This window comes from Longimicrobiaceae bacterium (genome assembly GCA_035936415.1).
Lineage (GTDB): Bacteria > Gemmatimonadota > Gemmatimonadetes > Longimicrobiales > Longimicrobiaceae > JAFAYN01.
This window is the reverse complement of record DASYWD010000200.1, coordinates 1-11,321: the sequence shown is the minus strand read 5'-3', so window position 1 is coordinate 11,321 and position 11,321 is coordinate 1. Positions and strand designations below refer to the sequence as shown.

Annotated in this window: 1 protein-coding gene; it reads left to right on the top strand. The window is 74.2% G+C overall.

The window, feature by feature from the left end:
• Positions 1 to 11,321, top strand: an 11,321-nt coding sequence (locus tag VGR37_07865; protein HEV2147305.1) for an amino acid adenylation domain-containing protein, incomplete at both ends; no start/stop codon positions are given.

Below are 11,321 nucleotides of genomic sequence, written 5' to 3'. Positions count from 1 at the left end.
GCGTCCTGGTGCTGGACGCGCACGTCGCCCCGGTGCCGACGGGCGTCGCCGGCGAGCTGTTCGTGGGCGGCGCCGGGGTGGCCCGGGGCTACCTGGGACGGCCGGGGTTGACGGCGGAGCGCTTCGTCCCCGACCCCTTCGGCGCGGCGCCGGGAGCGCGCCTCTACCGGACCGGGGACCGGGTGCGCTGGCGGGCGGACGGGACGCTGGAGTTCCTGGGGCGGATCGACCGGCAGGTCAAGGTGCGCGGCTTCCGCATCGAGCCCGGCGAAGTGGAGGCCGCGCTCCGGGCCCACCCCGCTGTCGGCGACGCGGCCGTGGAGGCGCGAGGGGGGCGGCTGGTGGCCTACGTAGTGCTGGTCGCCGCGGAGGGCACGGCGCTCCCCCCCGCCGACGAGCTGCGGGCGCGGCTGCGGGAGCGGCTCCCGGAGCACATGGTCCCCTCCGCCTGGGTGGGGCTGGAGCGCTTCCCGCTCACCCCGGGCGGCAAGCTCGACCGGCGCGCCCTCCCCGACCCGGCGGCGAGCGACGCCCCGGAGCGGGAGTACGCGCCTCCGCGGACCCCCACGGAACGGCTGCTCGCGGAGGTCTGGAGCGAGGTGCTGGGGGTGGCGCGGGTGGGGATCCACGATCCCTTCTTCGCGCTCGGGGGCGACTCGATCGTCGCCATCCGGGTCGCCACCGCCGCGCGCAACGCCGGGCTGCGGATGGTCCCCCGGCAGCTCTTCGAGCACTCCACCATCGCCGAGCTGGCGCGGGTGGTGGGGAACGGCGCCGCGGTCCTCGCCGAGCAGGAGACGGTGACAGGCGAGGTGCCGCTGACCCCGGTCCAGAGCGGCTTCCTCGCGGAGGAGCCGGTGGCTCCGCACCACTTCAACCAGGCGCTGCTGCTGGTCCCGCCCTGGGCTCTCGATCCGCGGCTCCTGGAGGAGGCGCTCGCGGCACTGGCGGCGCACCACGACGCGCTGCGCCTCCGCTTCCGCCGTGAAGAGGGTGGCTGGACGCAGCGGCACGAGCCGGCCGGGGGCCGCGTGCCGCTGTCGACCATCGACCTGACGCGGCTGGAGGAGGCGGCCCGCGGCACGACCCTCGCCGGGGCGGCGGACCGCGTGCAGGCGAGCCTGGATCTGGAGCGGGGACCGCTGGTCCGGGCCGCCTCCTTCCACCTGGGCGACGGCGGACCGGGGCGGCTGCTGCTGGTGCTCCACCACCTGGTGGTGGACGGGGGGAGCTGGCACATCCTGCTGGACGACCTGGCGACCGCGTACGTGCAGCGGGAGCGCGGGGAGGCCGTGCGGCTCCCGGAGAAGACGACCTCCTGGAAGGCTTGGGCCGAGCGGCTGGCGGAGCACGCCCGCGCGCCGGAGACCGCCGCGGAGGCACGCTACTGGACCTCGCAGGCGTTCCTGGAGGCCGCGCCGCTGCCGCTGGACGACCCCCAGGGAGACGACACCACCGGTCAGACGGCGAGCGTGGTCGTGCAGCTCGACCCGGAGGAGACCGGGGCGCTGCTGCGGGACGTGACCGCCGCGTACGGCGCCCGCGTCGACGAGGTGCTGCTCGCCGCGCTGGCACGCACCCTGGCGCGCTGGACCGGAGACCGGTGGGTGCGGGTGGAGCTGGAGGGGAACGGCCGGGAGGAGGGGCGCTTCGAGGACCTGGACCCGTCGCGGACGGTCGGGTGGTTCACCCACCTGTACCCGGTGCTGCTGGAGCTGCCGGAGGAAGCGGACGCGGGCGAGACGCTGAAGGCGCTCGCGGAGCAGCTTCGCGAGGTGCCGCATGGGGGACTCGGACATGGGCTGCTGCGCTGGGCCAGCGGCGGCAGGGCCGGCGCGGCGCTGGCCTCGGCGCCGCGGGCGGAGGTGGCGTTCGGCTACGGGGGTGACCTGGAAGAGCTGCTCGCGGAGCACACCTTCTTCCGGCTCGCGCCGGAGCCGGCCGGCGCGACGCAGGACCCGCGGCGCCCGCGGACCCACCGCCTGGAGGTGAGCGGGGCGGTCTTCGGAGGCCGGCTCTCCGTGACCTTCGGCTACGGCGCGACGGTCCACCGACGCGAGACCATGGAGCGCGTCGCCGCCTGGTACGCCGGGGAGCTCCGCGAGCTCATCGGGCACCGCCGCCCCCCCGGGGGAGGAGGCCGCACGCCGGGCGACTTCCCGCTGGCGGGGCTGGACCAGGCGGCGCTGGCCGCGCTGGAGGGGAGCGGGGGCGGAGTGGAGGACGTCTACCCGCTGACCCCGATGCAGGAGGGGATGCTCTTCCACTCGCTCTACGCCCCCGACTCGGGCGTCTACGTGGGACAGTTCGGCTTCGTGCTGGAAGGGCCGCTCGACGTGCCGGCGCTGCAAGGGGCGTGGCAGGGCGCGGTGGCCCGGCACGAGGCGCTGCGGGCGAGCTTCGCCTGGGAGGGGCTGCCCCGGCCGGTGCAGGTCATCCGGAGCGAAGCGAAGCTCCCCGTCCAGGTGGAGGACTGGCGCGGGCTGGACGAGGCCGGACGGCAGGCGCGCCTGGAGCGCTACCACGAGGCGGACCGGGCGGCCGGGTTCGACCTGGGCTGCGCGCCGCTGATGCGGCTGGGGCTGTTCCGGTTGGAAGAAGAGGTGCACCAGCTGGTGTGGACGCACCACCACCTGGTGATGGACGGGTGGAGCCTGCCGCTCCTCTTCCGCGACGTACTGACGATCTACGCGGCGGCCGCGCGCGGGGAGGTGCCGCCGGCCGCGCGCGGGCCGCGCTACCGGGAGTACGTGGCCTGGCTGGAGCGGCAGGACCGCTCCCGCGCGGAGCGCTTCTGGAGGGAGGCGCTGGCCGGCTTCGATGCGCCCACCCCGCTCCCGGTGTCGCGGACGCCGCGGAGCGGGGGGGAGGGATACGGCGCCTCCACGCGGCTGCTGTCGCTGGAGCGGACGGTCGCGCTCGCGGAGCAGGCGCGGCGCAGGGGCGTGACGCTGAGCACGCTTGTCCAGGGTTCGTGGGCGCTGCTGCTGTCGCGGTACTCGGGCGAGGACGACGTGGTCTTCGGGGCGACCGTCTCCGGGCGGCCCGTGGAGCTGGCGGGGATCGAGGAGACGGTGGGGCTGTTCATCAACACGCTCCCGGTGCGCGCGCGCCTGAGGGCCGCGGCGACGACGTGGGACTGGCTGGCCGCGCTGCAGAAGGAGCAGGTGGAGGCGCGCGAGTACGACTACGCGCCGCTGGTGGACGTGCAGAGGTGGAGCGAGGTGCCGGCGGACGAGGCGCTGTTCGAGAGCCTGGTGGTGTTCGAGAACCTCCCGTTGGACCAGACGGTCGGCGAGCAGGCGGGCGACGTCGAAGGCGTGCGGGTGCGGAGCAACTTCCTGCTCGAGCAGACCAACTACCCGCTGACGCTGGTGGCGGACGCCGTCTCGCAGCTCAAGGTGGAGCTCCAATACGACCGCTGCCGGGTGGAGGCGGAGGAGGCGGAGCGGCTGGTGCGGCACCTGGAGACGCTGCTGGAGGCCATGGTGGCCGACCCCGCGCGGCGCCTTGCTGAGATCTCGCTCCTGCGCGACGCTGAGCGCGCGCAGGTGCTGGAGAGCTGGAACGCCACCGCGGCCGTGTACCCCCCGGCCTGCGTGCACGAGCTGGTCTCCGCGCAGGCCGCCCGCACGCCCGGAGCGGCGGCGGTGGTCTTCAAGGGCGAGACGCTCTCATACGCGGAGCTGGAGACACGCGCCAACCGGCTCGCCCACCACCTGCGTGCCCGGGGCGTCGGGCCGGAGTCACTGGTGGGCGTCTGCCTGGAGCGCACCCCCGAGCTGGTGGTCGCCCTGCTGGGCGTGCTCAAGGCCGGGGGCGCCTACGTCCCGCTCGACCCCACCTACCCGCGCGAGCGGCTGGGCTGCATGCAGGAGGATGCCGGCGTCTCGCTCGTCCTCACCTCACGCGCCCTGGCGGACGTGCTCCCCGCAGGCACCCGCACGCTCGCGCTCGACGCCGCGCGCGCCGCCGTCGAGGCCGAGCCGGACCAGGCGCCGGAGACGGGCGTGGTCCTCGAGAACCTGTCGCACGTGATCTTCACCTCGGGGTCGACGGGACGTCCCAAGGGGGTAATGATCCGGCACGCCTCGACCGTCGTCCTGCTGCACTGGCTGCGGGAGAACGTCACGGACGAGGAGCGCAGTGCGGTGCTGTTCTCCACCTCAATCAACTTCGACGTCTCGGTGGCGGAGGTCTTCGGGACGCTGGCCTGGGGCGGGAAGCTGGTGCTGGTGGAGAACGCGCTGGAGCTTCCCTCGGTCGCCGACGAGGGGGTCCGCCTGGCGGTCATGGTCCCCACAGCCGCGGCCGAGCTGCTGCGGATGGGCAACATCCCGTCGAGCGTGACCAGCTTCAACCTCGCAGGCGAGGCGCTGTCGAATGACCTGGCGCAGGGGCTGTACGCGATGGGCATCGTGGAGACGGTGCGCAACCTCTACGGGCCGACGGAGGACACCACCTACTCCACCGGCGCGGTGGTCCCGCGGGGAGCGGAGGGGGTGACGATCGGCCGGCCGCTGGCGAACACGCAGACGTACGTGCTGGACACGAGCCTCCAGCCGGTGCCGGTGGGTGTGCCCGGGGAGCTGTACCTGGCAGGCGACGGGCTGGCGCGGGGGTACGCGAGCCGGCCGGAGCTGACGGCCGAGCGCTTCGTCCCGGACCCGTTCGGGCCGGCAGGGGGGCGGCTGTACCGCACGGGCGACCGGGCACGGTGGCTGGCATCAGGCGAGCTGGAGTACCTGGGGCGGCTGGACGGCCAGGTCAAGGTGCGCGGCTTCCGCATCGAGCCAGGGGAGATCGAGGCGGCGCTGCGGGAGCATCCGGAAGTGCGCGAGGCGGTGGTGCTGGCTCGGGAGCACGCGCCGGGCGACCGGCGGTTGGTGGCCTACGTGCTCCTGGCGGCGGGGACGGGGATCGGCGGGGCGGAGCTGCGGGCACATCTGCAGGAGCGGCTCCCGGAGCACATGGTGCCGGGTGCCTTCGTGGGGCTGGACGCCCTCCCACGCACCGCCAGCGGCAAGCTGGACCGGCGGGCCCTCCCCGCGCCCGGCGGCGGGCCGGACGCCGCGGAGCACATGCCGCCGCGAACTCCCGTGGAGGCCGTCCTGGCACAGGTGTTCGCGAGGGTGCTGGGCCATGAGGGGGTGGGGGTCCACGACAACTTCTTCGCGCTCGGGGGGCACTCGCTGCTCGCGACGCGCGTCGTCTCGGGGGTACGCGAGGAGCTGGGCGTGGAGCTGCCTCTGCGGGCGCTCTTCGAGGCGCCCACCGTGGCGGGGCTGGCCGGGCACGTGGAAGCGTCCCTGGATTCGGCACGCTCCGTCTCCGGACGGATCACCCGCCGCGAGGGGAACGGGCCCGCGCCGCTGTCGTTCGCGCAGCAGAGGCTCTGGTTCATCCACCAGCTCGACCCCGCGAGCAGCGCGTACCACATGCCGTTCGCGCTCGGGCTGCGCGGTGCGCTGGACGTGGAGGCGCTGCGCCGCAGCCTCGCGGAGCTGGTGCGTCGCCACGAGGCGCTGCGCACCGTCTTCGCGGCGGAGGGCGGGGAAGCCGTGCAGGTGGTCCTCCCCCCGTCGCCCGTGCCCTTCCCGGTGCTGGACCTGGCCGGGCTCCCGGAGCAGCCCCGCCGCGCGGAGGCGCTGCGCCGCGTCGTCGAGGAGGGCCGGCGCCCCTTCGACCTGGAGCACGGGCCGCTGCTCCGCGTGCTGCTGGCGAGGCTGGCCGACCAGGAGTGGGTGCTCTGCTTCACCCTGCACCACATCGTCAGCGACGGCTGGAGCATCGGGGTCCTGGTGCAGGAGGTCTCCGCCCTCTACGGCGCCTACTCGCGCGGCGAGTCGCCCGTCCTTCCCGCGCTCCCGGTGCAGTACGCGGACTTCGCCGCCTGGCAGCGGGCGTGGCTCACGGGAGAGACCCTGGAGGCGCAGCTCCGCTACTGGCGCCAGGCGCTCGACGGCGCCCCGCCGCTGCTGGAGCTGCCCACCGACCACCCGCGCCGCAGTTCGTCCAGTGCAACGAGCGCCACGGGGCGCCAGTTCGTGCTGTCGGCGGAGACGACGCGGGGGCTGCGCGAGCTGGGGCAGCGCGGGAGCGCCACGCTCTTCATGACGCTCCTGGCCGGGTGGCAGACCCTCCTGGGGCGCTACGCCGGGAGCGCGGACGTGGTGGTCGGGACCCCCATCGCCAACCGCACCCGCGCCGAGCTGGAGCCGCTCATCGGCATCTTCGTCAACACCCTCGTGCTGCGCGCCGACCTGGGCGGCACGGAACGGCCCAGCTTCCGCCAGCTGCTGGGGCGGGTGCGGGAGACGATGCTGGGCGCCTTCGCGCACCAGGACCTCCCCTTCGAGCGCCTGGTGGAGGAGCTGGCGCCCGAGCGCAGCCTGACGCACAACCCGCTCTTCCAGGTCATGTTCGCCCTGCAGAACGTGGAGCGGGGAACGCTCACCCTGGGCGAGCTGGAGATGGAGCCGCTCAGTGGGGGTGAGGCCGGGGCCAAGTTCGACTTGGGGGTGACGCTCATCGAAGCCGAGGAGCGGATCGAGGGGCGGATCGACTACCGCACCGACCTGTTCGACGGCTCCACGATCGAGCGCCTGGCGGAGCACTTCCTCCTGCTGCTGGACGTGGCGGCCGCCGAGCCGGACCAGCGGATCTCCGAGCTGCGCATGGTGAGCGCGGCGGAGGAACGCCAGCTCCTGGGGGAGTGGAACGCCGCGCGGAGCTACCCGGAGGAGAAGCTGGTGCCGCAGCTCTTCGCGGAGCAGGCGGCGCGCACGCCCGACCTCGTCGCCGTGTCCGGGGATCAGAGTGCGCTCAGCTACGCCGAGCTGGAGGGGCGCTCCAACCGGCTGGCGCATGCGCTGCGGGGCATGGGCGTGGAGCCGGAGACGCCGGTGGGCGTCTACCTGGAGCGGGGGCCGTCCCTGCTGGAGGCGGTGCTGGGGATCTGGAAGGCGGGCGGGGCGTACGTGCCGCTGGACCCCACGTACCCCGCGGGGCGCCTGGAGTACATGCTGCGCGACGCGGGCGTGACCGTGCTGGTGACGCAGGAGCGCCTGCGCGACACCCTTCCGGTGCTCGGCGCCCGGGTGCTGCTGCTGGACGCGGACGCCGGACGCATCGCGGCGGAGAGCGCCGCGGCGCCCCCGGTGGAGAGCGAGGGGAGCCAGCTCGCGTACGTGATCTACACCTCGGGGTCGACGGGGCGGCCCAAGGGGGTGCGCGTCACCCACCGTGCCCTGCTGCACACGCTGCTCGCCGCACAGGAGGCCTTCGCCTTCGCGGCCGGCGAGCGGATGCCGTCGCTGGCGAGCTTCGCCTTCGACATCTGGCTCTTCGAAGCGGTGCTCCCGCTGCTGGGCGGGGGCGCCGTGCGCATGGTCGCGCGCGAAGAGGTGCTGGAGACGGAGCGCCTGGTGGAGGGTCTGGCCGACTGCACCGCGCTGCATGCCGTCCCCGCGCTGATGCGCGAGATCGTGCGGGTGCTGCGGGGCAGGGGGAGCACCCTGCCGGGGCTGCGGCGGGCGTTCGTGGGCGGGGAGGCGGTCGCGCCCGAGCTGCTGGAGGAGATGCGGGAAGTGTTCCCCGCGGCGGAGGTGCACGTGCTCTACGGCCCCACGGAGGGGGCGGTCATCTGCGCCTCGCACGTGGCGCGCGAGAGTGGGGCGCGTCGGCAGTGGGTGGGCCGCCCCCTGGGCAATGCCTCGCTCTACGTGCTGGACCGCGCGCGCCAGCTGGTCCCGGTGGGGGTGCCGGGCGAGTTGTGCATCGGCGGGGCGAGCGTGGCGCGCGACTACCTGGGCCGTCCGGAGCTGACGGCGGAGAAGCTCGTTCCGGACCCGTTCTCGGGGGAGCCGGCGGCGCGGCTGTACCGCACGGGGGACCGGGTGCGCTGGACCGCGGAGGGCGAGCTGGAGTTCCTGGGGCGGATGGACGAGCAGGTCAAGATCCGGGGGTTCCGGATCGAGCCCGGGGAGGTCGAGAGCGCGCTGGGGGAGCAGTCGGGGGTGCGGGAGGCGGTGGTGCAGGTGCGGGAGGACGTGCCGGGGCAGAAGCGCCTGGTGGCGTACGTGGTGCCCGAGAAGACGCGCTCGTGCGAGCTGTGGCCTTCGATCGGGGAGTACTTCGTCTACGACGAGCTCATCTATCAGGGGCTCACGCAGGACGAGCGGCGCATGGCGCGCTACCGGACGGCTCTGGAGCGGCACGCCGCCGGACGTGTGGTGCTGGACGTCGGTACCGGAGCGGACGCCATCCTGGCCCGGATGGCCGTGGAGGCAGGGGCGCGGCACGTCTACGCGATCGAGCTGCTGGAGTCCGCGTACCGGAGCGCGCGGGAGCGCATCCGGGCGCTGGGGCTGGAGGACCGCGTCACGCTCGTTCATGGGGACGCCCGCACCGTCACGCTCCCCGAGCTCGCAGAGGTGTGTGTCTCGGAGATCGTGGAGGCGATCGCCGGGGGTGAGGGTGCCGCGGTGATCCTCAACGACGTGCGCCGGCTCCTCGCGCCGGGCGCGGTGATGATCCCCGGGCTCACCCTCACCTGCATGGCCGCGGTCACGCTCCCGGAGGAGATCCGGCGGAATCCGCGGCTGAGTTCGGCTGCCTCCTACTACGTGGAGAAGATCTTCGCGGAGGTGGGAGAGCCGTTCGACATGCGCCTGTGCATCCGCGACTTCCCCATGGACCACCGGCTCTCCGGCATCGGAACCTTCGAGGAGCTGGACTTCGGTGCCGGTGCGGTGGCGCCGGAGTACGTGCGGCGCGAGACACTGGTGATGGAACGGGCGGGGCGCGTGGACGGGCTGCTGCTCTGGCTGCGCATGGAGGTAGCCGAGGGCGGAGTGCTGGACATCATGGAGGAGGAGACCGCCTGGTTCCCCGTCTACTTCCCCCTGTTCGATCCCGGCGTGGAGGTGATCGCGGGTGACCGCGTCGAGGTGGAGTGCTGGAGCGCCCTCTCGGACAACGGAGTCGCGCCGCACTACGGGGTGCGCGGACGCCTGGTGCGGGTGGGCCGGGCGGATGTCGCCTTCGACTTCACCTCCTGGCACCATGGTGGAGGATACCGGACCAGCCCCTTCTATCGGACCCTGTTCGCGGAGGAGGGTGGGGCGCGGGTGCAGGCTCGGGATGTCGGGCTGGTGGAGACGCTGCGCACCCGGCTGGGGGAGCGGCTGCCGGAGTACATGGTGCCGTCGGCCTTCGTGGTGCTGGACTCTCTGCCTCTGAGTGCGAACGGCAAGCTGGACCGGCGCGCCCTGCCGGCGCCGGAGCCGTCGGTCGGGGAGGGGTACGTGGCGCCGCGCACGCCGACGGAGGAGCTGCTCTGCGCGATCTGGAGCGAGGTGCTGGGGGTGGAGCGCGTCGGCGTGGAGAAGAGCTTCTTCACGCTGGGCGGCCACTCGCTCCTGGCGATGCGGGTCGTCTCCGGCGTGCGGCGGAGCCTGGGCGTGGAGGTGCCGCTGCGGGCGCTGTTCGAGGCGCCCACGGTGGCCGTGCTGGCCGGACGCGTCGACGCGCTCCTTCGGGCAGGCGGTGCCGCGGCGCTCCCGGCGATCGAGCGGGCGCCGCGGGGGGGGCGGCTGCCGCTCTCCTTCGCGCAGCAGCGGCTCTGGCTGGTGGACCGGCTGGAGCCGGAGAGCGCCGCCTACAACATGCCCTTCGCGCTGCGCCTGCGGGGCGCGCTCGACGAGGGCGCGCTCCAGCGGAGCCTGGACGCCCTGGTCCGGCGCCACGAGACCCTGCGCACCACCTTCGCGGAGCACGAGGGCGCGCCGGTGCAGGTGGTCCACCCGGCGGGCCCCGTCACGCTGGAGACCGTCGACCTCCGGGGAGCCCGGGACGCCGGGGCGGAGGCGGAGCGCCTGGCGGAAGCGGAGGCGCTGCGCCCGTTCGACCTCGCCGGGGGGCCGCTGCTGCGGAGCGCCCTGCTGCGGCTGGGCGAGGACGACCACGTGCTCCTCTTCACCCTGCACCACATCGTCAGCGACGGCTGGAGCACCGGCGTGCTGGTGCGCGAGGTCTCGGCGCTCTACGGCGCCTTCACCCGGGGCGAGGAGCCGGCCCTGCCGGAGCTGCCGGTGCAGTACGCGGACTACGCTTCCTGGCAGAGGAAGTGGCTGTCGGGCGAGGTGCTGGACGCGCAGCTCGAGTACTGGAAGGAGCGCCTGGCGGGCGCGCCGCCGCTGCTGGAGATGCCCACCGACCGGCCCCACGCGGCCGGGCTGGGCGCCGTCGCAGGGAGCCATGACTTCGTCCTCCCGGCCGGGCTGACCCGGGAGCTGCGCTCCCTGGCCCAGCGCGAAGGGGCGACGCTCTTCATGACCGTGCTCGCGGCCTGGCAGGCGCTGCTCGGCCGCTACGCCGGCCAGGACGACGTGGTGGTGGGGAGCCCGGTCGCGGGGCGGAGCTCGGCGGAGACCGAGGGACTGATCGGCTTCTTCGTGAACCTGCTGGCCATGAGGGGCGACCTGTCGGGCGATCCCACCCTCGGCGATCTCGTCCGCCGTGCCCGGGAGGCCGCGCTGGGGGCGTACGCCCGCCAGGACGTCCCCTTCGAGCGGCTGGTCGACGAGCTGGACGTCGAGCGCAGCCTGACGCACTCCCCGCTGTTCCAGGTGACCTTCTCCCTGGAGCGGGTGCAGCGCGGCGAGCGGCTCTCGCTCGGCGAGGTGGGGGTGGAGCAGTTCGAAGCCGGGGCCGGGATCGCCAGGTTCGACCTGGAGCTGTCGGTTGTGGATGGGGACGAGGAGACGCTGACCGGGACGCTGGTCTACCGGGCGGCGCTGTTCGACGCGGAGACGATCGAGCGGATGGTGAGGCACCTGCGGGTGCTGCTGGAGGCGATGGCCGCGGACCCGGGGCGGCGTCTCTCGGAGGTATCGCTGCTGGAGGAGGGGGAGCTCGCCCGGGTGCTGGAGGGGTGGAGCGGCGCCGCCCTGGAGTACCCGCGCGAGCGCTGCGTCCACGAGCTCTTCGCCGGGCATGCCGCCCGGACGCCCGATGCCCCCGCGGTCGTCTTCGGCGACGGTACCCTCACCTACGCGGAGCTGGACCGCCGGGCCAACCGGCTCGCCCACCACCTGCTCGCCCGGGGCGTCGGGCCGGAGTCACTGGTGGGCGTCTGCCTGGAGCGCTCCGCCGACCTGGTCGTCGCGCTCCTGGCTGTCCTCAAGGCCGGGGGCGCCTACCTCCCGCTGGACCCCGCCTATCCCGTCGAGCGCCTGGCCTTCATGGTCCGCGACTCCGGCGCCCGGCTGGTGGTCACCAGCGAGGCGTTCCGGGCCCGCCTCCCGGAGGGGGCGGAG